Source organism: Deferrivibrio essentukiensis (genome assembly GCF_020480685.1).
In the GTDB taxonomy this organism is placed as follows: Bacteria; Chrysiogenota; Deferribacteres; order Deferribacterales; family Deferrivibrionaceae; genus Deferrivibrio; species Deferrivibrio essentukiensis.
This window is the reverse complement of the sequence record NZ_JAJAFU010000017.1, coordinates 22,256-44,714: the sequence shown is the minus strand read 5'-3', so window position 1 is coordinate 44,714 and position 22,459 is coordinate 22,256. Positions and strand designations below refer to the sequence as shown.

General features: G+C 33.7%; 22 protein-coding genes. 12 read left to right on the top strand and 10 right to left on the bottom strand.

Translation table 11 applies throughout. The features are described 5' to 3' along the window. Window positions 1–16: 16 nt before the first annotated feature. From argS to LF845_RS08760, 8 genes are read left to right on the top strand one after another with little or no spacing between them, the layout of a single operon-like run. Window positions 17–1,663 carry an arginine--tRNA ligase gene (gene argS / locus LF845_RS08795; RefSeq protein ID WP_242820646.1) on the top strand — a complete coding sequence of 549 codons (1,647 nt, stop codon included), beginning with the start codon at window positions 17–19 and terminating at the stop codon, window positions 1,661–1,663. 25 nt (window positions 1,664–1,688) lie between these two features. Further along, the gene (locus LF845_RS08790) at window positions 1,689–2,450 is read left to right on the top strand and encodes an SPOR domain-containing protein (protein WP_242820645.1); all 762 of its coding nucleotides are present in this window, start codon (window positions 1,689–1,691) and stop codon (window positions 2,448–2,450) included. Further along, a complete protein-coding gene (locus tag LF845_RS08785; RefSeq protein WP_242820644.1) occupies window positions 2,450–3,553 on the top strand; it encodes a poly-beta-1,6-N-acetyl-D-glucosamine N-deacetylase PgaB in 1,104 nt (367 codons plus the stop codon). The genes LF845_RS08790 and LF845_RS08785 overlap by 1 nt, the downstream gene beginning before the upstream one ends. Then, complete coding sequence (gene hemG / locus LF845_RS08780; protein ID WP_242820643.1) at window positions 3,550–4,914, top strand: protoporphyrinogen oxidase; 1,365 nt, start codon at window positions 3,550–3,552, stop codon at window positions 4,912–4,914. The genes LF845_RS08785 and hemG overlap by 4 nt, the downstream gene beginning before the upstream one ends. A 17-nt stretch (window positions 4,915–4,931) precedes the next feature. Further along, on the top strand, window positions 4,932–6,584 hold the full coding sequence (locus tag LF845_RS08775; RefSeq protein WP_242820642.1) for a Na/Pi cotransporter family protein: 1,653 nt from the start codon (window positions 4,932–4,934) through the stop codon (window positions 6,582–6,584). Further along, on the top strand, window positions 6,581–7,486 hold the full coding sequence (locus tag LF845_RS08770) for a Ppx/GppA phosphatase family protein (protein WP_242820641.1): 906 nt from the start codon (window positions 6,581–6,583) through the stop codon (window positions 7,484–7,486). Before LF845_RS08775 ends, LF845_RS08770 begins: the two co-directional genes overlap by 4 nt. Continuing rightward, on the top strand, window positions 7,467–8,966 hold the full coding sequence (locus LF845_RS08765) for a DUF445 family protein (protein WP_242820640.1): 1,500 nt from the start codon (window positions 7,467–7,469) through the stop codon (window positions 8,964–8,966). Before LF845_RS08770 ends, LF845_RS08765 begins: the two co-directional genes overlap by 20 nt. A gap of 10 nt (window positions 8,967–8,976) precedes the next feature. After that, a complete protein-coding gene (locus tag LF845_RS08760) occupies window positions 8,977–9,633 on the top strand; it encodes a hypothetical protein (protein WP_242820639.1) in 657 nt (218 codons plus the stop codon). Between the two features lie 5 nt (window positions 9,634–9,638). Here the strand turns inward: LF845_RS08760 and LF845_RS08755 are convergent, their stop codons facing one another. The 6 genes from LF845_RS08755 to LF845_RS08730 all read right to left on the bottom strand — a co-directional run bounded on the left by LF845_RS08755 (window position 9,639) and on the right by LF845_RS08730 (window position 15,996). Next, complete coding sequence (locus LF845_RS08755) at window positions 9,639–10,433, bottom strand: ion transporter (protein WP_242820638.1); 795 nt, start codon at window positions 10,431–10,433, stop codon at window positions 9,639–9,641. After that, on the bottom strand, window positions 10,433–11,356 hold the full coding sequence (locus LF845_RS08750) for a sigma-70 family RNA polymerase sigma factor (protein ID WP_242820637.1): 924 nt from the start codon (window positions 11,354–11,356) through the stop codon (window positions 10,433–10,435). The genes LF845_RS08755 and LF845_RS08750 overlap by 1 nt, the downstream gene beginning before the upstream one ends. Before the next feature lie 62 nt (window positions 11,357–11,418). After that, on the bottom strand, window positions 11,419–14,028 hold the full coding sequence (clpB, locus tag LF845_RS08745) for an ATP-dependent chaperone ClpB (RefSeq protein WP_242820636.1): 2,610 nt from the start codon (window positions 14,026–14,028) through the stop codon (window positions 11,419–11,421). 2 nt (window positions 14,029–14,030) lie between these two features. Further along, entirely contained in the window at window positions 14,031–14,402 is a 372-nt protein-coding gene (locus LF845_RS08740) for a heat shock protein transcriptional repressor HspR (protein ID WP_242820635.1), read from the bottom strand. 14 nt (window positions 14,403–14,416) lie between these two features. Then, a complete protein-coding gene (gene dnaJ / locus LF845_RS08735) occupies window positions 14,417–15,532 on the bottom strand; it encodes a molecular chaperone DnaJ (protein ID WP_242820634.1) in 1,116 nt (371 codons plus the stop codon). 23 nt (window positions 15,533–15,555) lie between these two features. Next, a complete protein-coding gene (locus LF845_RS08730; protein WP_242820633.1) occupies window positions 15,556–15,996 on the bottom strand; it encodes an Hsp20/alpha crystallin family protein in 441 nt (146 codons plus the stop codon). Window positions 15,997–16,153: 157 nt separating this feature from the next. On the opposite strand from LF845_RS08730, the gene LF845_RS08725 reads away from it, so the two are divergent. Genes LF845_RS08725 through LF845_RS08710 form a run of 4 tightly spaced genes read left to right on the top strand, consistent with a single transcriptional unit; the run spans window position 16,154 to window position 19,146 of the window. Then, window positions 16,154–17,023, top strand: a complete 870-nt coding sequence (locus LF845_RS08725) for a TonB family protein (RefSeq protein WP_242820632.1) — start codon at window positions 16,154–16,156, stop codon at window positions 17,021–17,023. Next, window positions 17,023–17,427 (top strand): archease, encoded by a 405-nt coding sequence (locus LF845_RS08720; protein ID WP_242820631.1) that lies wholly within the window; start codon window positions 17,023–17,025, stop codon window positions 17,425–17,427. Before LF845_RS08725 ends, LF845_RS08720 begins: the two co-directional genes overlap by 1 nt. Further along, window positions 17,424–18,089, top strand: a complete 666-nt coding sequence (locus LF845_RS08715; RefSeq protein WP_242820630.1) for a PP-loop family protein — start codon at window positions 17,424–17,426, stop codon at window positions 18,087–18,089. The genes LF845_RS08720 and LF845_RS08715 overlap by 4 nt, the downstream gene beginning before the upstream one ends. Beyond that, window positions 18,082–19,146 carry a radical SAM/SPASM domain-containing protein gene (locus LF845_RS08710; protein ID WP_242820629.1) on the top strand — a complete coding sequence of 355 codons (1,065 nt, stop codon included), beginning with the start codon at window positions 18,082–18,084 and terminating at the stop codon, window positions 19,144–19,146. The genes LF845_RS08715 and LF845_RS08710 overlap by 8 nt, the downstream gene beginning before the upstream one ends. Here LF845_RS08710 and LF845_RS08705 read toward each other — a convergent pair. The 4 genes from LF845_RS08705 to purD are packed head-to-tail and all read right to left on the bottom strand — an operon-like array spanning window position 19,143 to window position 22,459. After that, window positions 19,143–20,060 carry a YeiH family protein gene (locus LF845_RS08705; RefSeq protein ID WP_242820628.1) on the bottom strand — a complete coding sequence of 306 codons (918 nt, stop codon included), beginning with the start codon at window positions 20,058–20,060 and terminating at the stop codon, window positions 19,143–19,145. The genes LF845_RS08710 and LF845_RS08705 overlap by 4 nt on opposite strands. Window positions 20,061–20,069: 9 nt before the next feature. Continuing rightward, window positions 20,070–20,666 (bottom strand): L-threonylcarbamoyladenylate synthase, encoded by a 597-nt coding sequence (locus tag LF845_RS08700; protein WP_278252213.1) that lies wholly within the window; start codon window positions 20,664–20,666, stop codon window positions 20,070–20,072. 3 nt (window positions 20,667–20,669) lie between these two features. After that, window positions 20,670–21,179: a 5-(carboxyamino)imidazole ribonucleotide mutase gene (gene purE / locus LF845_RS08695; protein WP_242820626.1), complete on the bottom strand. Its 510-nt coding sequence runs from the start codon at window positions 21,177–21,179 to the stop codon at window positions 20,670–20,672. Then, window positions 21,179–22,459, bottom strand: a complete 1,281-nt coding sequence (gene purD, locus LF845_RS08690) for a phosphoribosylamine--glycine ligase (RefSeq protein WP_242820625.1) — start codon at window positions 22,457–22,459, stop codon at window positions 21,179–21,181. Before purD ends, purE begins: the two co-directional genes overlap by 1 nt.

Sequence of the window (22,459 nt, the reverse complement as noted above, 5' to 3'; positions counted from 1 at the left end):
ACTTTATGGAGGCATTATGGAATCGATTATTAGGAAGAAAATAGATGAAGTATTGAAGGAAATTGTTAATGATGTTGCCATAATTGGTGACTTATCTTATGAAGTAGATGTCCCGAAAGATTACAAAAATGGTGATTTTACTACAAATGTGGCGATGAAGCTTGCTTCCCTCTTAAAAAAACCACCACGACAAATAGCTGAAAGTATTAAGGGGCATTTAGTCGATGCAATCTTCGAAAAAGTTGAAGTGGCTGGACCTGGTTTTATTAATTTCTTTGTGTCCAAAAGTTTTTTTCACAATTTTTTGCTTTCAATTTTGGAAGACAAGACTGTTCTAACATCTGATATGGGTGCAGGCAAAAAGGTGCAAGTGGAGTTTGTTAGTGCGAATCCTACCGGTCCTTTACATATTGGGCATGGTAGAGGTGCTGCTTACGGGGATAGTCTTGCAAGGGTGTTTGAAGCTTGCGGTTTTGATGTTCAGCGAGAGTATTATATAAATGATGCCGGAAACCAAATGAATAATTTGGCTTTGAGTATTTATAGCAGATATCTTGAGCTTCACGGAATAAATGATGAATTTCCCATGGATGGGTATAAAGGGGAATATATTATTGATATAGCAAAAGATATTAAAAATGAGTATCAGGACAGTCTTCTTAAAATGCCAAAAGAGGAAGCAGTAAATATATGTTTTAAGATTGGGGTTGAGGAGATTACAAATACTATAAAAAAAGATTTAGAAGATTTCGGTGTGACGTTTGATAAATGGTTTAGTGAAAAGTCCCTATATCTTTCTGGAGAAGTAGAGCAAACTCTACAAGAGTTGCAAGAAAGAGGGGAAACTTATGAGCAAGATGGAGCTCTTTGGTTTAACTCTACAAAATATGGTGATGATAAAGACAGAGTTTTAAGAAGAAGTAACGGGGAGCTTACATATTTTGCTTCTGATATTGCATATCATAGAAACAAAATAAAAAGAGGCTTTGACAATCTTATCAATGTTTGGGGTGCTGACCACCACGGTTATGTGAAAAGGTTAAAGTCATCCATAAGTGCATTAGGATATAATGAGGAAATGCTTGAGATAAAGCTTGTGCAGATGGTTAGCCTTATTGAAGGCGGAGAAAAAATATCAATGTCTACTCGTGCCGGTACTTTTGTGGAGTTGAGTTGGTTGACCAAAAAGGTTGGGAGTGATGCGGCAAGATATTTTTATATTATGAGAGATATTAATTCTCAGTTTGAATTTGATATAGACCTTGCAAAAAGTAAGACTTCTGATAACCCGGTATATTATATTCAATATGCCCATGCAAGGGTGTGTTCAATTCTTAGAAATGCCGAAGAAAAGAATATAAAATTTGAAGTAGGTAAATATTTAAATAAACTTGATTCTGAGCAGGATATTGCCTTGATTAAAAAATTATATGAGTTCAAGTCGGTATTGGAGACAGCAGGCAGGACAAGAGAGCCTCACAGGATACCTTATTATCTTCAAGATTTAGCTGCTTTATACCATAATTATTATAAGAATAATCAGATATTAATAGAGGATGATATCGAAACTACTTCAGCAAGAGTTACTTTGTCTCTTGGTGTAAAAGAGGTAATAAAGTTTGCTTTGAGCCTTATCGGTGTTGGTGCTCCCGATAAAATGTAGCTAAAAAACTGATACGGATGGGGTTATGAGAGATATAGATAAAATAAAAGAGAAAAAAGAAAAGGATGAAGTTAAGTCAATTCTTGGCTTTGTATTGCTATTTTTAATTGTTTTCGGGATTATAACATTTGCCATAATAAAACTTACTACTCAATATTTTACCTTAAAGAAAGAGCTTGAAGAGAGTAAAAATGTTCAGGTTTCAGCTACTCCTGTTGAAGATGGCAAAAAATTGGAATACAAACTTGATGGCGATAAAATCAAAGTTTCAGAATTGAAAGAGGTAGCTGAAAAAGCTGCTGAAGATTCTTTAAAAGAGAATTTGTCAGGTGAAAATGAGCAGAAAATAGGGGGCGCGAAGGAGCCTGAAAAAGTAATAAAAGAAGAGGTCAAAAAGGAAGCTCTTCCTATTCAAGTGAAAAAGAATGAAAATATTAATCAGGAATCAAGTGTTGAAATAAAACCGGAGAAAAAACCGGAAAACAAGCCTATTGATGAAAAAATCAAAGTTGAAGAAAAACCCAAAAGTATTGTAAATAACACTGCACATAGTGGAGTTTATGCAGTACAACTCATGGCTTTTAAAGATGAGTCTGATGCTAAAAGTGTAGTTCAAAAGTATAAAAATGACATACCAGATATCTACTATATCAAAGCTGACCTTGGGACTAAGGGTGTGTGGTATAGGGTAAGATGTTGTAGCTCTTCAACTTTGGACGAGGCTAAAAATAAACTGCAAGATATTAATGAGAAGTATAAAATAAAAGGGTTTATCGTTAAAAATTAATGTTAAAACATTTAGTTACTGTTTGTTTCATTTTCTGCTCAATTGGTGCTCATGCTATAACAATTGTGGAGTCCTTTTATTATAAAATTAATGGCGTACAAATATTTAATTTTGATAAAGAGTATAGATATAATTTAGATAACTATTTTAGCTCTCTAAAAAGTTCTAATGTAAATACTATTTTTGTGCGTGTTTTTCAAAATTCAACAGATAGGGTACATTTTGATGAGCAAAATAAATGTGCTTCAGGTGTATACTTCAAATCGAAAATTGCTTGTAACGTATTTGATTTGTTAGATTTAATTATCCCTTATGCTAAAAAGTACGATATTAAAGTTTTTGCGTGGATGGCTACGAGGAGTCTAAGCTTTTTGAAAGAGACTCACAAGCTTGAGCTTGAATTTAGAAATGGCAATATTCAAAACGGATACGGTGTAAATATTTTTGATAAAGATGCTCGAAATTCACTTATTGAGCTTTTTAGAGAATTGGCAATGTATGATATAGACGGTATATTGATTCAAGACGATTTTATATTAAGGATGAATGAAGGCCTGTCTGACTTAAGTAAAACAAGATATTATGTTGATTACGGCAAATTGCCTGATAATAAAGATGATGATTGGTTTAAATGGAAACTATCAAATTTATCTGGATTTTTAGACAAGCTTAGATACGAAACTAAAAAGATAAACCCAAAAATAAAATTTGCTGTTAACATTTATTATGAAACACCTGTGTATCCCGAAAAAGGGCTTAAGTGGTATGCCCAATCGATAGAGCAATACAAAAAGCTTGATTTTTCGTATTTTGCAGTAATGGCATACCATGAGCAAATAATGGGCGAATTAAAAATAAATTTTCAAGATACACTCAGCTATTTAAACGAGATGTTAAATAAAATGTCAAAAATGCTTCTTCCGGAAAATATTGTAGTAAAGATACAGGTGAGAGAGTTTAATAATGAAAAGACAAAAATATCAAAATATAGAATTGATAAAGTATGTGAGTTGATTAAAAATTACAATGCAGGTATTGTTTTAGTACCTTTTGAAAATTTGTCAGATTTAAAAAACAACTGTTTTTCGGAGGGAAAAATATGAAAATAGCCATAATAGGTGGTGGAATTTCCGGAGTTTCTGCAGCTTTTTGGTTATCCAAGAAACTAACAGAGAGTAATAAAGATTTTAAAGTTATTCTTTTTGAAAAAAGTAGCAAACTAGGTGGTGCTATCGATACTGTAACTAATGGAGATTTTACTGTGGAAGCCGGCCCTAACGGTTTTCTTGATTCAAAACCTTATACTCTTAAATTGGTAGAAGATGCTGGAATCCAAAACAAACTATATAAAAGTAATGATTTGGCAAGAAAAAGGTTTATAATGAGGTATGGAAGATTGATAAGGCTTCCTGAAAAACCACCACAATTTTTTAAAACTGATTTGCTTACATTTAAAGGAAAATTAAGGGTAGTTGCTGAATATTTTATTCCTCAAAAAATACTTGAGGATGAAACAGTTGCAGATTTTGCAAGAAGAAGGCTTGGTGAGGAGGCCTGCGATTACCTGATAAGTCCGATGGTTTCCGGTATTTTTGCCGGTGACCCGGAAAAGATGAGTTTGCGGGCATGTTTTCCAGTAATATATGACTTAGAAGTAAACTATGGTGGTCTTTTTAAAGGGATGTTGAAAAAAAGAGGGAAAAAAAGTGGCCCTGCAGGCCCTGGTGGAGTTTTGACTTCTTATTCGGGGGGACTCATTAACTTAATAAATGATGTTATAGATAAATCGTTAAATGTAGAGGTAAGGTTAAACTCTCCGGTTGATAAAATCATAAAAAATAATGATAAGTTTGAAGTTTTTTATAGAGATGAAAAGGAAAGTTTTGATTATTTAATTATGACTTGTCCAAGTTATGAAGCTTCTAAAATGACAAAATATTTGAATGAAAATCTGTCAAAAGAATTTGCGAATATACCTTATGCTCCTGTCTTTGTGGTTGGTTTGGGATTTGATGAGAAAGATGTTGAAGATAAGTTGGATGGTTTTGGATACCTTATTCCTGCAAAGGAGAATAGAAAAATATTGGGGGCACTTTTTACTTCGTCAATTTTTCCTGAAAGGGCTAAAAATGGCAAAAAGCTTGTGAGAGTTATAATGGGCGGTGATAGAAACAGATGGATTCTTGACAAGTCGGATGAGGAGCTTCTTAATATAGCTTTCAATGAGATAAAAGATACTCTTAAGATTAATAATAAGCCTAAAAGTAAAATATTTTTCAGGTGGGAAAAGGCTATACCACAATACTACATTGGGCATCTTAAAACTGTTAAAAATATTGAAGACATTTCAGATGCTATTGGTAATTTTTATGTTGGCGGGAATATACTTTATGGTGTAGGTATCAATGACTGCACCAAAAGAAGCTATGATATTGTAGAAAAATTTATGCAAAATATAAAATAATTACTTAGGAGGGTCTTGTGCAAACTATAGCGTGGCCGATAGTTCTTTCAGGGCTGTTTGGAGGGCTTGGCCTTTTTTTAATCGGCATGAAGATGATGTCGGAGGGCTTACAAAAAAGAGCCGGAAGCGGTTTAAGAAGAATCCTTGAAAAGCTTACCACAAACAAATATTTGGGTGTTTTTGTGGGGCTGATTGTTACTTCCATAATTCAAAGTAGTTCCGCTACAACGGTTATGGTAGTTGGCTTTGTAAATGCAGGCTTAATGAATTTGACTCAAGCTTTGAGTGTAGTGTTAGGTGCAAATATAGGTACTACTATTACCGGGCAGTTGATAGCCTTTAAAATGGGCAGTCTTGCTCTACCTGCTATAGCTTTGGGAGCATTTTTTAGAATGTTTTCAAAAAATAAAAAGAGACAATATTTAGGTGAGGTCCTGTTTGGCTTTGGTTTACTTTTTTTAGGTATGGAAACAATGAAACATGCATTTGTGCCTTTGAGAAAAAGTCCTGAATTCACTCAGGCTTTTATATATTTTTCTAAAAATCCTTTGGCTGCAATTTTTGCCGGGACAGTTTTGACTATGATTGTTCAGAGCAGCTCGGCTACAATGGGTATTACTCTTGCATTAGCTACTACAGGTATTATAGATTATCAGGCTGCAGTGGCTTTCGTGTTAGGAGAAAATATAGGAACCACAATAACTGCCAATTTGGCTGCCATAGGTGCCAATGCTGCTGCAAAAAGGGCTGCATTAGGACACTTATTGTTTAATGTTTTGGGTGTGGCCTATATGTATATTTTTCTAAAATATTTTGCACACTTTGTTGATATTATCACCCCTGGTGATCCATATTTTATTGATGCTCAAGGGAATGCCCCTTATTCGGCAAGACATATTGCAAACTTTCATACAATGTTTAACATTATAAACACAATAGTATTCTTACCTCTACTTGGATACTTGGTTATTATATGTGAAAAGCTTATCAAAGATTCTTCCGAGAAAAAGAAAACGACTAAATATATCGATGATAGGCTTATTGATACACCTGCACTTGCAGTTGCTCAGGCCAAAAAAGAGGTTGAAAGGATGTCTGACATAGCTATTTCTATGTTAGAGGATGCAAAAAAAGCTTTTTTTACAAGAGACACAAAGCTTATAGAGAGTATTTACGAAAGGGAAAATATTGTAGATGAACTTGAAAAAGATATTTCTGTTTTTGTCGTCAAACTTTTTCAAAAATCTTTGAGTGACGAAAGTTCAAAAACTATAGACGGTATTCTGCATGTACTTCATGACATTGAGAAGATTGCAGACCACTCTGAAAACATTGCTAAATTTACAGAAAAGATTATCGAAAAAGGTATCTATTTTTCGGAAACAGCTAACAAAGAGATGGAAGAGATATTTGATGTGGTTATAAGATTTGCCAAAAATATTTTGAATGCTTACAACAAGGAAGCATTTGAAAATAATATAAACACTGAGGATGAAAATATTATAGACAGACTCAGAAAAGAATTTAAAAATAATCATATAAAAAGGCTTAATGAGGGTGTATGCACCGTTGACGCTGGTATTGTATATGTGGATATCTTAAATAATCTTGAAAAAGCAGGTGATCATACTTTTAATATTGCTCAGCTTATAAATGGTGTTAGTAAATGATTTGTGGTGCTGTAGATATTGGCAGCAATACGTTAAGATTAATTGTTGCAGAAGTAAGTAAAGGTAAAATTAAAAATATAGTTTATGAACAAAGGCATATAATAAGGTTGGCGGAGGGGATAAAGCAATTTGGCAAAATATCTGAAGCTGCTGAAAAAAGGTTAACTGATGCTCTTTTTCATATAAAAGATTTCCTTAATCAATTTGGAGATATCAATGTAAAGTTTGTAGGGACGAGTGCTCTTAGAGAGGCTTCAAATGGAGAGGAGATAATAAATAATATATATAAAAATATGGGTATAAAAATAGAAATTATTACTTCTGAAAAAGAGGCAGAGTTGATGTTTAGAGGAGTTTCTGCAACTCTGGATTTAAAAGATAATAAGGCACTTTTGTTTGACATTGGCGGCGGCTCTACTGAATATATTGCAGTGGATAAAGGCAATATAGTTGATTGTAAAAGCTTTGATATGGGTGTGGTCAAACTCGCCGATAAGTATAATTTTCGTGAAGTTGTTTCAGAAGGTATCTTCAAGCAGCTTTTTGAAGAGATTGAAACTATTATTTCACATGTCCCTGATATTGAATTTGAGATATTGGTGGGGACTGCAGGCACAGCAACCACATTGGCTGCCATAGATATGAAACTTGCAAATTATGATTATCGAAAAGTAAATGGTTATAAAATACAATACAAGAGAGTTAAAGAGATTTTTGACAATTTATGCTCAATGACAATTGACGAAAGGGAAAATGTCGTTGGCCTTGAAAAGGGTAGAGGTGACTTGATTATTCCCGGCGCAGCAATTGTTATTAAGACTATGGAACATTTTAAATTAAATGAAATAATCATAAGCGATTTTGGATTAAGGGAGGGTTTGGTTGTTTCTGACTGCGGGTGAAATAGTTACGCCAGTTGTGACCGGTTTTGTCGGTTACTTCACAAACTATCTTGCTATAAAAATGTTATTTAGGCCCCATAAAAGAAAGTGGTACAGCTTTGGTTGGCAAGGGGTTATCCCGAGAAACAGGTCAAAGCTTGCAAAAGAGGTTGGAAATCTTGTTGGTAATAATTTGCTAACTGAAAAGGATATCCTTAATTCTTTGAAAAAAGAGGAGTTTCAAATATATCTTCAAAATTCTATCAGGAATGAATTGAGAGATTTGCTCTCAAAAGATTTTGGAGAGCTGAATCTTATATTTGAAAAAATAGGAATTGATAGCCATGAAGTTGCGTTATTGTTATACAATAAAGTTATTCTTAATGAAGAGCTTTTTAATTCGGTTATTAATGTTTTATTACAAAGTATAAGTGAGTTAAGAATATCAGACTTTTTTGATGCGGAAGATGGCCTTAAAAAGGTTGCAGAGAAGGTATTTGGAGATACCAAATGGAAAGGTAAGCTCATAAAAGAGGTTTCCGCTTACCTTAATAACATTATTTTATCAGGTGTTTCGCTTTGCCAAGCTATGCCGGAAAGTTTTTACGCATCAATGTTGTCAGTATCAGAAAATATGACACTTAAAGTTTTGGAATATATTAAGAAAATTTCAGAAGATGATGAGGTTAAAGAAAAAATTGTTCAAAAGCTTATTGAGGTTAAGAATAATTCTTTTAAGAGTGGGGTATTTGACCAGATAAAACTTGGTATGCTTAATCTTTTTTTGAATGAAGATGTTATACGGGATTTGGTAAAGTCAAAATTTCCAGAAATAATTCAAAATATTTCTGCAAGTGATGAAATAAAAGATAAAATTTCAAATATCATTAAAGAGAAGTTATCGGATATATTAAATAAACCAATTTATAAGCTTATAGAAAAGTTCAAAGTAGAGGATTTCTATTCGCTGAAAACTTTCTTTGAAGGTAAGTTACTTGATTTTATGAACTCTCAATTTTTAGTGGATAAAATTAAATATATTATTTCTGCTAATGCTTATGAGCTTAACAACCTGAGATTAAAGGATGTATTGGATATAATCGGTGATGATTCTTTTGAAATAAGCCATAGAAAGCAGCTTTTTGACAAATTAAAGCAGGACAAAGTAAAGGAGATTGCGGTATTCAATATTGCTTTGATGATTGGAAAAATAAGAATAACAAATATTTATGAGAAAATTTCTCAAAAGAGTTTCAGGCAGTTTGTTGATTTTCTCACCACAGAAATAAATGAACTTTTAAATAGGAATGTTGCTCCTATATTGCAGGCACTTGATGTAAAAAATATTGTTGAGGACAAAATAAATTCTTTGAATTTGTATGAAGTGGAAGATATGCTTTTTTCTTTTATGAGAGATCAATTTAAATGGATTAATATTTTAGGATTTGTTTTGGGTTTTATTTTTGGTGCAATACAGATAATAGTTTTTAAATTAATATAAGGGGTGTTTTATGAAGAGGTTTATAGTTTTGATGTGTTTGATTTTTGCTGTGATTTCTTGCTCAAAAGGGGTCAAACTTGACACAAAAGGCAGTAAGCTTAGTAGGGATGGGGCATTGAAATTAATGGAGTCAAGTATAGGCTCACTGATTATTGAAGATAATCTAAAATATGAAAAGATTATTGCAAGTGAAGAAGGGAATGCAATTGCTTTTTTATTTAAAAAACAGGGTACCAATAAAATGTTTTTGAGGTTTTGGGAAATTTATGGGGACGAGCTTACTATTTATATGAAGGAAAAAGATAAAAATTATTCAATTAAAGTTTCAAGTAATTCAGTGGATAATAACTGTTACGGGTATGTATTTGATGAGCCAAGGGTTTCTGATAATGGTGTGAAGGTTATCTGGGATGACTATTCAAAATTCGGTTGTTCTCATAATCTTGAATTAACATTTAAAGACAAAGAGTCTGCAACAAAATTTGCTGAGGCAGTAGCAGCCTTGAAAAATAAACCTCTTAAAGTTAGTATAACCCCTCAAGTTATTAACAATACAACAGTTAAAGAAAGTAATGATTTACAGTCCAATAAGTGTACCGTTGATAAGATTTTGAAAATGCAGGAAATAGGCCTTAGTAAAGAGGAAATTAAGAAAGTTTGTGAGTAATTTGCTTATAACTTGTATCCGCAGTACTTACAAAATTTTGCATCTACATCGTGTCCATCCTGCCCACAGGCTGGACACGCTTCAGCAGAAACAGGTTTGTTGAATTTTGTCATTTCAGATGTAACTATCCCCGTAGGGACTGCAATAACTCCATAACCAATTATCATAAGCATTGATGCTATAAACTGTCCAAGGGGTGTAGATGGGGAAATATCCCCATAACCGACGGTTGTTAATGTAACAATAGCCCAATATATACTTCTTGGTATGCTGGTAAAACCGTTTTCACCACCTTCTATGACATACATTGCAGAGCCCACTATAATTACAATGTTGACTACTGCAAACAGAAAAACAACAATTTTGAATCTGCTTGCTTTAAGTGCTTTTACTATTATTGAGCCGTGATTAACATAGTGCGTTAATTTAAGAATTCTGAATACTCTCAGAAGTCTTAATGCCCTTACAACCAATAAAAAGTGTGTACCTGCTAAAAAAAGTTCGAGATACGTAGGTAAAATTGCCAAAAGATCAACTATGCCATAAAAGCTTCTTATATATCTAATGGGTTTTTCGATAGTATAAATTCTTAGTCCATATTCAATTGTAAATAGTATTGTGAAAAACCATTCCATCGCATAAAATATACTTCCGAATCTTACATGGATACTTTCAACACTTTGTAAGATAACAACTAATATGCTAATACATATTGATATTAAGAGTACTACATCAAATAGCTTGCCTGCTTTTGTTTCAGCTTCAAAGATAATTTCGTATAATTTTTTTCTGAGGGTCATTAGTTTAGATAATCGTAAAGCTTTCTTTTCATTGCTTTCTTTTTAAGCTTACTTAAGGCTCGAGCTTCAATCTGCCTAACTCTTTCCCTGCTTATTTTCATCATTTCGCCTATTTCTTCAAGTGTTTTTGGTGTTTCACCTTCAAGTCCGAATCTGAGTTTGATGATTTCAGCGTCCCTTTCAGGTAGCTCTTCAACTATCTCTTCAAGAGAATTTCTAAGATTAGTATGGATTATTTCATCTTCAACAGACTTTGAGCCTGAGTCGAGCAGGTCGATAAATGTCTTATCCTCTCCATCTTTCAAAGGGGTTTCAAGTGACAGATAATTTCTTGATACTCTCAGGATATTTTCTACATCAGCTACTTCCATATCAAGAAAAGAAGCGATCTCCTCTGCAGTCGGGTCTCTGTCTAATTCTTTAGTAAGTTTTTCAGTAGCTTCATTTATTTTATATAAAATACTTGCCTGTTTTATAGGAAGCTTTACTGTGCCTGATTGCTCTGCAAGAGCTTGAATAATAGATTGTCGTATCCACCACACAGCATAGGAAATAAATTTAACACCTTTATCAGGGTCAAATCTCCTTGCTGCCTCAATAAGTCCAAGATTCCCCTGATTAATAATATCACTCATCGAAAGTCCTGAATTTCTATAACGGTTAGCGATGGAAACAACAAACTTTAAATTTCCCAAAACAAGCTTTTTAATTGCTTCCTCATCCCCTTCTTTTATCTTTTTCCCTATCTCATACTCTTCTTCTCTCTTAAAGTGACTGTATTCGGAAATTTTATTGAGATAACTTTTGAGAGAATCGTCAGATACAGGAGGGAGGGGGATATCCTCCGTTAGGAAGTCTATCCCCTCATTATCATCGATTTCAGTATTTTCAATGTCTTCTACTTTATCTTTATGTTCTGTCATTTAACCTGCCTTCTAATCATAGATTTTAATCTCTATGTTTTGTTCAGACAATTATACCATATTTATCCCAATTTCACATCAAATTTTAATTCTCCATCAACAAATGTAGCAATCACTTTAGAATTTTTTACAATTTTCCCCTTTAAAATTGCTTCAGCTACTTTGTTTTCAATGATTTTTTGGATTGCTCTTTTCATAGGTCTTGCACCAAATTTAGGGTCAAAACCTACTTTTACAATTTCATTTATTACACTTTCGTCAAAGTCGATTTCGATGAAATTTTCTTTTAACCTATTTTTAAACTCTTCAAGTAATATTTTTGCAATCTCTTTTAAATGGTTTTCTCCGAGCGGATGAAATACTACTATATCATCTACCCTGTTTAAAAATTCAGGCTTAAAGAAATTGGACAGATGTTTAAAAACTTCTGATGCAATTTCATCGTATCTGTTTTCAAAATCTTTATGACGTTCAAAGAATTCCTGTATGGATTCACTTCCGATGTTTGATGTCATTATAATTACAGTATTTTTAAAGTTTACAGTTCTCCCCTTTGCATCTGTCAACCTGCCGTCATCTAAAATTTGTAGTAACAGATTAAATACATCAGGATGAGCTTTTTCAATTTCATCCATTAATATTACACTATACGGTTTCCTTCTTACTTTTTCTGTAAGTTGACCACCTTCTTCATAACCTACATATCCTGGAGGGGCACCTATAAGCTTTGCAACGGAATGTTTTTCCATATATTCACTCATATCAAGCCTTATAAGAGCATCTTCTGTATCAAAGAGAAATTCCGCAAGAGCTTTTGCAAGCTCAGTTTTACCCACTCCGGTAGGCCCTAAGAAAATAAATGAGCCTATAGGTCTTTTTGGATTGTTAAGGCCGGCACGGCTTCTTCTTACGGCATCACTTATTACCTGGACGGCCTTTTCCTGTCCGATTACTCTTTTATGGAGAAAATCTTCCATTTTTATAAGTTTATCAGCTTCCTCTTCTAAAAGTTTAGTTACGGGGATACCTGTCCACTTTGAGATTATTTCAGCGATATCCTCTTCTTCTACCTCTTCTTTAAGCATTTTTGAGTCTTTTTGAATCTCTTTTAGCTTTTCATTAAGCTCTTCAAGTTTTTTATTTTCTTCAACAAGTTTTCCGTATTTGATTTGTGATGCAAGTTCAAAATTTCCATTTCTTTCGGCAGTGCTCATTTCATTCTTTAACTGTTCAATGTTGGCCTTGACCTCTCTAATACTTTGAATGATAGATTTTTCATTTTGCCAATGTGCTTTTAATTGGTTTATTTTTTCACTTAAATTTGCAAGTTCTTGTTCAATCTTTTCTAATCTAATTTTACTTGCTTCATCTTTTTCCTTTAAAAGAGCTTGTCTTTCTATTTCAAGCTGTCTGTATTTTCTGTCGAGTTCATCAAGCTCAGTCGGAAGACTATCAATTTCCATTCTAAGTTTTGCAGTAGCTTCATCTATTAAATCTATTGCCTTATCAGGCATAAACCTGTCTGAAATATATTTATGTGCAAGGTAAGCAGCAGCAACAAGTGCAGAGTCCTTTATCTTTACGCCGTGATGTACTTCATATTTTTCTTTTAAGCCTCTTAAGATAGAAATTGTATCCTCTACTGAAGGCTCATCTACCATTACTGGTTGGAATCTTCTCTCTAATGCTGCGTCTTTTTCTATATGTTTTTTATACTCGTCAAGAGTGGTAGCACCTATACAGTGAAGTTCCCCTCTTGCAAGAGCAGGTTTTAAAAGGTTTGCCGCATCCATTGCCCCTTCGGCAGCTCCTGCACCAACAAGTGTATGTATTTCATCAATAAAAAGTATTATTTCACCCTCTCTTTCCTTAATCTCTTTTAAGATTGCTTTTAATCTGTCCTCAAATTCCCCTCTGAATTTTGTGCCGGCAATAAGAGCTCCCAAATCGAGAGTTAGGACAGTTTTATCTTTTAAAGTTTCAGGGACATCTTTACTTACAATTCGCTGAGCCAGACCTTCAACAATAGCTGTTTTTCCAACACCCGGTTCACCAATTAGCACGGGATTATTTTTTGTCCTCCTAGAGAGAACATGGATAACCCGTCTTATCTCTTCATCCCTTCCTATTACAGGGTCAAGTTTACCTTGCTCTGCATATTCGGTAAGATTGATAGTATATTTTTTAAGTGCTTCGGTTTTTGATTCAGGGTCTTCGCTATCAACTTTTGTTGAACCCCTAATCTCTTTGATTGCTTTTTTTACCGTGTTTGTATCTATACCGTATTTTGTAAATATCTGTCTAATTGAATATCCTGCATTTTCAACAATGCCAAGTAAAAGGTGCTCTGTGGATACGTAGCTATCTCCAAACTCCTTTAAAATTTTAAATGCATAATCGAATACTTTTTTAGTATCGCCAGAAATGTATATTTGGCTGACGTCACTTACCTTCGGCAATTTTTTAAGATTTTCTTGTATATCCTCGAAAAGATTTGGTATGTTAACCCCAATTTTTTGCAGGATAGGCTTAACAATTCCTTCCTCTTGCTTTAGAAGTGTTGCAAGAAGATGTTCCGGCTCTATTTGTTGATGGCTAAGCTGCTCTGCAAGTGCTTGTGCACTTTGAACAGCTTCTCCTGACTTTATTGTTAATTTATTCCAATTTATCATAGTTACTCCTCCTTTTGAACTTTTATCTTAATTATTTCTTTTTTAGGAGAAGGGACAAGAGCACCTTCCCTTTTAATTTTTTCACAATTTTCTTTTATATAGCTTAAAAGCATGTCGATTTGATTTTGCAGAGATTCTATCTGCTCTTTCATATTTAAAATTATTTCAACCCCTGCAAGGTTGACCCCCATATCCCTTGTAAGGGTGAGTATAAATTTAAGTTTTTCTATATCTTCAGCTGAATACAGTCTTGTATTTCCTTCACTTCTTGAGGGTTTTAAAAGTTCCAACCGTTCATATTGTCGCAAGGTCTGAGGGTGAATTTCAAACATTTCCGAAACTATGCTAATCATGTAAAGCGGTTTTTTCTTCATATATCACCTCAGGATTATAGTTGACCTTTTGCTAAAATATTTTTTCTATCTGCCACATTGTATCTGGTTTTCATGCTTTTAAGGGACTCTCTGTCCTGCTCGATAGCAATTTGTGGGATTTTAACTATTATATTTACATAAAGGTCACCCTTAACATCACTATTAATTTTTGGCACACCTTTTCCACGAATCCTTAGTTGTTGGTTTGGTTGAGTCCCGGAAGGGATATTTATATTAACTGCTCCATAAGGTGTAGGAACTGTAATTTTCTCTCCAAGCGCTGCTTCAAACATATCGACTTCAATGTCAATATAAAGGTTATTACCTTGTCTTTTATAGAAATTATGTGGTGTAATATTTGTTATAATATAGAGGTCACCTGATTTGCCGCCATTTAAGCCTTCATTCCCTTTATTTGGGATTCTAATTTTTGAGTTATTATCTACTCCGGCAGGTATTTTAACTTTAAGTTTTTCGGTAACGTTTTTAAAACCTGTGCCGTGACATTCAGAGCATACGGAAGTAAAAGCTTCACCACTACCACCGCAAGATTTGCATGTAGACATCATACTTATAAATCCTGATTTTTGACCTGACATCCCTGTACCCTGACAGGTTGGACAGATGGTTTTGTTTCCACCTTTTCCAAGGCATCTTTTACATACGACCTTTCTGTTTACGCTGATTTCATAAGTATTACCAAATATAACATCCCTAAAAGGGATATTGATAGTGTAATAGATATCTTCCCCTTTTAAAGTGGCTGATGAGGAAGTTTTCTTCCCCCATCTGCCACTACCAAAGATTTCATCGAATATATCTCCGAAAATATCAAATCCATGAGATTTAAAGTTTCTTAAATCTTCAAAATTCATGTTTGAAAAGTCATAACCTTGACCACCTGAAGTAAAAGCGTCATGACCAAGAGTATCGTATTGTTTTCTTTTTTCCGGATCTGACAAAACAGCATAGGCTTCGGATACGAGTTTAAATTTTTCTTCAGCTTCCTTGTTATTAGGGTTTATGTCAGGATGATATTTTCTTGCCAACTTTCTATAAGCCTTTTTTATGTCATCCTGAGAAGCACTTTTGTCAACACCGAGTATTTCGTAATAGTTCTGTTTTGTCATAGATCATCACTTCCTTTTCAGTATTAATCCTCTTTTTCGACTTTTATAACTTTTGGCTTAATCTCATCTTTTTTGCCAATTTCAATTTTGAGTATACCTTCCTTAAGTCCAGCTTTAACTTTATTTTGGTCAACAGTGTTTGGTAAAGAGAATGATCTTGCAAATTTGCCAAAATTTCTTTCAAGTCTGTAGAAGTTTTCATTACTTTTTTCATAAGGGAGCTTTTTTTCACCCCTAACGGTTAAAACTCCATCTGTAATTTGAAGGTCGATATCGTTTTCAGATACTCCGGGTATTTCCATTATGATGGTTATACCATCCTCTTTTTCGAAAATATCAACAGGTGGATACCAGTCTCCATATTGTGACTTTCTGTCCTGCTGAACGGTTTCATCGAAAATTTTGTTAATTCTTTCCTGAAGAGACATAATGTCCTTGAAAGGGTCCCATCTTACTATTGCCATATTATACCTCCTGCAATTTTATTTTACTTGTATAATAATATTTGAGTCTATCTTTGTCAAGTTTTTTTATTTGCTTAATATAAAATTATATTTTTGAACGTTTTAATATTTTAAAAATCCTTTATTTGTAAATGAATTTAGGATAAAATAGAATCTTATGGAAAATAGAAGAATTATCGTTTTTATAATTGTATCTGCGATTTTACACTTTTTGGTTTTAAAATATATGGTTTTGAATAAACCTGATAAACCGAAAGAAAAACTAACTTATGTAGATATAATAGATAAAAAACCTGAAGTAAAAACTGAAAAACCGACAGAAAAACCAAATATTCTTAGTGACAAAGATATACATCTAAATAAAAAGACTGAAAATTTGAATGAAACCCCTCCCATAGAGGAGAAAGAAAATATAAGACCTTTGATAGTCCAAAAGGAAAGACCGGTTAATGAAAATAAAAAGTTTCAAGAAAAGAAAGAAACTGAAAAGAAAGTTTTAAAAGAGGATAAAGTAGAGAAAAAAAATTTTGAGCCAAATAAGAGTAATATTGAAATTATCGAAGAGAAACAGAAAAGTGCTAAACAAGAAGAGCCTGATATTTTCGATAATAAAACTCTTGCCAAAAATATCTTAAATCCATCTGAAATTATAAATGATATTGCAAATTACAACTTAGGCTCATCGAAAGATGGGGAAGATACCGTAAATTTTAATTCTATGAAGTTTAAGTATGCCTCATATTTTTACAAGTTTAAAAAAAATCTTTATAATGTTTGGACATACCCGTCTCAAGCTGTGTTAAAAGGTGAAGAGGGGACAGTGCGAATAAAGTTTTCCATTTTAAAAGATGGGACTATTACAAATATACAGATAGTAAGCAGTAGTGGTTATCCTGATTTGGATAAAGCTGCTGTAAATGCACTTAATACTATGGGAAAAGTGCCATTGAGTGACTCATTTTCTTTAAAAGTTTTGAATGTAGACGGGTATTTTAATTATCAGCTTGGGTTTAGGGGAATTTATTGATGAGTAATTTTAAAATTATTGAAACAACTGCAGATGTAGGTATTGAGGCAAGCGGCAATGATGAATTAGAATTGATGATAAATTGCTTGAATGCTTTTTATTATATTTGCTTTGATAAGTTTCCCGAGATAATGGAAACTGTTGAAAAAGTTAAACAGTCTTTTGAGTCCCTTGAAGAATTAGTCTTTAATTTACTGGAGGAGAGTATTTTTACGCTTTATACTAAAAAGCTGTTAATACAAGTTCGTTCTATTTCTAAAATGGACAATATATATGAAGTAACTTATGAAAAAGTTAAAACTAATGAGCAGATACAAACCGAAATTAAAGCTGTTACTAAGCATAACTATAAGGTTGAACATATTGGCAGCTTTTACATGGCAAGGGTTATTTTTGATATATGAAATCATATAAGAGGATAGTCGGTGCATTATTAAAATTTGAGAAAATCCACAATTTTTTAAAAAATGATTGTATAATTGCTTTTTCAGGCGGGCTTGATAGCAGAGTCTTGTTTGATGTTATTAAGAGATATAAAAAGGATAATAACATAACTTCAAGGACATTTGCCTGCCATATTCCAATTTTCGGGGATGGCTTAAACAGCTTGGAGTTAGAAGAAGTTTATGAGGGGAATATTTTTGAAGAAGTCAATTTTCCAATCTCTTGTAGCTTATGTAGCAGGTTAAGAAAAAGGGCACTTTTGGAGTTTGCTAAAGAGTATGGGGTATACAACATATTGCTTGGTCACAATAAAAATGATTTTGTGGAAAACTTTTTATATAATCAAATTTACCATAAAAGGCTTGAAAGTATGCCTTTAAAGAGAGTTTATTTTGAAAAGTATAATTTTCTAAGACCTTTTGCATTTTGCAGTAGAAAAAATATAGAAACATATGCAAAAGAGAATAATTTGATCGATATAGAAAATAAATGCAGTGTTAGCAGCAGGTTGAGAAAAGAGTTTAGAGAAAATATTGACAAATTAAATAAAGATTATAATCTCTACAATAATGTTATGGATTTGATAGAGAAAAATAAATTTTATGGAGAGATAGATGAATAAAGATTGGACATTAAAGTGGATGGCGTGGGAGATTACTGCTAAGTGTAACTTAAATTGTGTGCATTGTCGCTCTTCCTCAGATATTCACTCGGCTGAAGGTAAATTTACATTAGATAAATGTAAGGCACTTTTAGATGATATTGCCACATTTGCTTCACCGGTCATAGTTTTATCCGGTGGCGAGCCTTTAATGAGAAAAGATGTTTTTGATATAGCTAAATATGGTACAGATAAAGGTTTTAGAATGTGTATGGCTACAAACGGTGTATTGGTAGATGATGAAGTTTGTGAAAAAATCAAAAGCAGCGGGATAAAAATAGTCTCTTTGAGCCTTGATGGGTCTACCCCTGAAATACATGACGATTTTAGAGGTCAAAAGGGTGCATTTGAAGGGGTAATGAGGGCAGCTGATTACTTTAATAAGCACGGGATAAAATTTATTATAAACTCTTCTTTTACAAAGAGAAATCAAGATGATATCCCAAATGTATATAAACTGGCAAAAAAACTTGGAGCTACCGCTTGGTATATGTTTTTGATAGTCCCAACCGGTCGCGGTGAAGATATAATGAAAGAGCTCGTCAGCAAAGAGGACTATGAAGAAATCTTGAATTGGCATTATGAGATGGAAAAGGGTGAAGAGGAGATTCTTGTTAGACCTACATGTGCACCTCAGTATTATAGAATATGGCATGAAAGAAGCAAAGAGGATGGCACAGATAAGACAAGACGAAGTTTAACATTTTCAACCGGTGGCGGCAAAGGCTGTATCGCTGCTCAGTCAATTTGTTTTGTAAACTCTGAGGGGGATGTTTTACCTTGCTCTTATTTCCCTATGGCAGCCGGAAATATTTTTGAACAAAGTCTCAAAGATATATGGGAAAACTCAAAACTCTTCAAAGATTTGAGAAGCTTTAAAGATTATGAAGGGAAATGCGGTGTGTGTAAACATCTCGGTGTTTGCGGCGGATGCAGGGCAAGAGCTTATGCTGTTACAGGCTCATATATGGCTGAAGAACCATTTTGCGACTATGTGCCTTCAAACTATAAATGTTAAATAAGGTTAAAGTTTATTACCGCAAAATAGCTTGAAATACCTACTATAATCCATAGCACTATGCCAAAAATTATTGGTTTTAGTCCTACCCTTTTTAGCGTATCTTTAGTTATCCCTGTTCCAATCAAAAACAGTGTAATGACAAGAAGTTGTTTTGAACAAACATATAAAAAATCCCAAAATGTTTTCAGAGATTGAAAATATGAATTTATAAAAGCAGCCAAAATAAAAAATAGGATAAAATATGGCAGGTTTATCTTCCCCCCTTTTCTATTTTTAAGGCTGAAAAATATAACAAAAGGTGCAATCCATAATGCTCTGCTTAATTTTACTGTTGTGCCTACCATCAATGCTTCATTTCCATAAACAGATGTGGCACCGACTACGCTGCTTGTATCGTGAATTGCAAGTGCTGCCCATGCACCAAAAGCATGCTGACTCATTCCAAAAAAATGTCCAATTGGCGGAAATAGTATAAGCCCAAGAGCATTTAGACTAAAAACAACACCAAGGGAGATTGCTATTTCCTTTTCGTTGGCATCGATTACCGGGCTTAATGCGGCAATGGCACTACCCCCGCAGATAGCTGTGCCAAAACTTATCAACTTGTTAGCATTAGCTTCAATTTTCATATATTTACCAATGATAAATCCTACGGTTATCACAAAAATAATCCCAACAAATGTGAACAATATAGAATTTTTGCCCACTTCAATTACTTTGTAAAGAGGGACACCAAATCCAAGCCCTACAACGGCAAGTTTTAGAAGCTGTTTGCTTGCATTGGCAGACTCTTTAGGGTAGGGGTTTTGGAAGATTAAACCTAATATTATTCCCATTAAAAGTGCGTGGTGAGATTTTATAAATGGGGTTGCAGATACAGCAAGCATCAAAAAAAATATTATCTTTTTCAAATTATTTCCTTAAATTTGATCTAAACTAATGTTGAGAGGGTTTCTTATAATATTGAATGGTGATGTTGTCAAGTCAATAATAGTTGAAGGTTTATCATTACCATCATTTTGCGTGAGGAAATATTTTACTTTTTTTGCAAAGCTATTGATAATAGATTTTATAGAAGGGTTATAAGGTTGGCCTGAAAGGTTTGCACTTGTGGCAGTGACGGGTTTATTAAAATGATTAATCATTTCATATACAGGTAAATCTTTTACCATTCTTACAGCAATTTTAGCCTCTAAAACACAATAGCTATAGTTTAGTCTGGTGTTAAGTAAAAAGGTAAATCTTCCCGGCCAATATTTTTCTAATATCAATTTTTGTGAGTTGGTGAGAGGTATTTTTAGCATTTCAAGTTGAGAAAAATCAGAAATTAGAATAGGGAAAGGTTTTGTGAAATCTCTATTTTTTAATTCAAAAATTTTGTTATTAGCCTTTTCATCATCAAAAAAAGCACCAATACCGTAAATTGTATCAGTGGGAAAAATAACAGGCTCATTTTCTTTATGAGCCTGATTGAACATATTTATAAAGTTATTTTTATTAGATTTTAGAATAAGCAAGGTCTATTTTTTCCTTTCTTTTAAGATTTCCTGCACTGTTTCATTATCTTTGTAAACCTTATCTTTTATAGATTGTCTGTATTTTTTTAATCTTTCATTTATGTGTGGATATTTGACAGCTAATATTTGGCAGGCAAATATACCAGCATTTTTTGCGCCTGCGTTACCAATTGCCATAGTAGCTACAGGTATTCCGCCAGGCATTTGCACCATTGATAAAAGTGCATCAAATCCTGCAAGGGATGTGGCAGCAACAGGGACGGCAATAATAGGAAGATTTGATTCGCTTGCAACTACGCCAGCCAAATGTGCTGCAGCACCTGCAATTGCAATGATTGCCTCTATTCCGTTTGCTTCAGCATTTCTTGCCCATTCTGATGTCCTCTCAGGTGTCCTGTGAGCACTTGAAACTATAACTTCGTATTCAATTTCAAACTCTTCCAATACTGCAATTACATTTTCTGCAATTTGTAAATCTGATTTACTTCCCATAATTATACCGACTTTTGCCATTATAACCTCCTTAAGGCTTTTTGAGCTATATCTTTTCTAAAGTGCATATCTTTAAAATTTATTTTTTCTACAGCAGAATATGCAAGTTTTATAGTACTTTTTAAATCTTTACCTCTTGCAGTAACAGCCAACACCCTTCCTCCGTTAGTCAATACCTTTTCATTTTCCAGTTTAGTGCCTGCATGAAAGACTTTTACATTACCAAGTTGCTCTGCTGAATCTATCCCTGTAATTTCATACCCCTTTTTATAATCTTTAGGGTATCCTCCTGAAGCCATTACCACACAAACGGTAGGCTCACTGTACCAATTAATTTTTATCTCTTTTAAATTTTGATTTATACAGGCATCAAATATTTCAAGAAGGTCAGATTCAAGCCTCATCAAAAGAGGTTGAGTCTCAGGGTCACCGAATCTGCAGTTAAACTCTAAAACCTTTACGTCTTCACCATCAATCATAAGCCCTGCATATATAATCCCTTTGTAAACGATATTTCTCTTTTTTAGTTCTTCTACCAAAGGGTATGCAATTTTGTTTAGGGCAAAATTATAAAGCTTTTCAGTCATTACAGGGGCAGGGGAATATGCACCCATACCTCCGGTATTTGGGCCTTTATCATTATCGTAAACAGGCTTGTGGTCTTGGCTTGAAACCATTGGTACGACAGTTATACCATCCGTAAAAGCCAAAAAGGAAGCCTCTTCACCTTTTAAAAATTCTTCTATTACTACTTTATTGCCTGCGTCTCCGAATATCTTATCAATAAATATTTCTTTAAGAGCATCAATTGCTTCCTCAACAGTGGCAGCAACAGTAACACCTTTACCCGCTGCAAGTCCGTCCGCTTTTACTACAATTGGCGCCCCTTTTTCCAAAACATATTTTTTAGCACTTTCAAAATCTGTGAATTCTCCATAAAAGGCAGTGGGTATGTTAGCCGATACCATAATCTCTTTGCAAAAAGCTTTGCTCGCTTCAATTTTTGCTGCCATTTTGTTGGGGCCAAATATTTTAAGCCCTTCTGATTCAAACCTGTCAACTATTCCAAGGGCAAGAGGGTCTTCAGGGCCAACTACTGTCATGTAAATATCATTTTCTTTTGCAAACTGTATTAGCCTGTCAAAATCGGTAACTTTTATATCTACATTTTGACATTTATTTTCTTTTGCCGTCCCGCCGTTACCGGGAGCACAAAAGATATTTTTTATGTTTTCATTTTGTGAAAGTTTCCATGCAATTGCATGCTCTCTACCACCAGAGCCTATGAGTAAAATATTCAT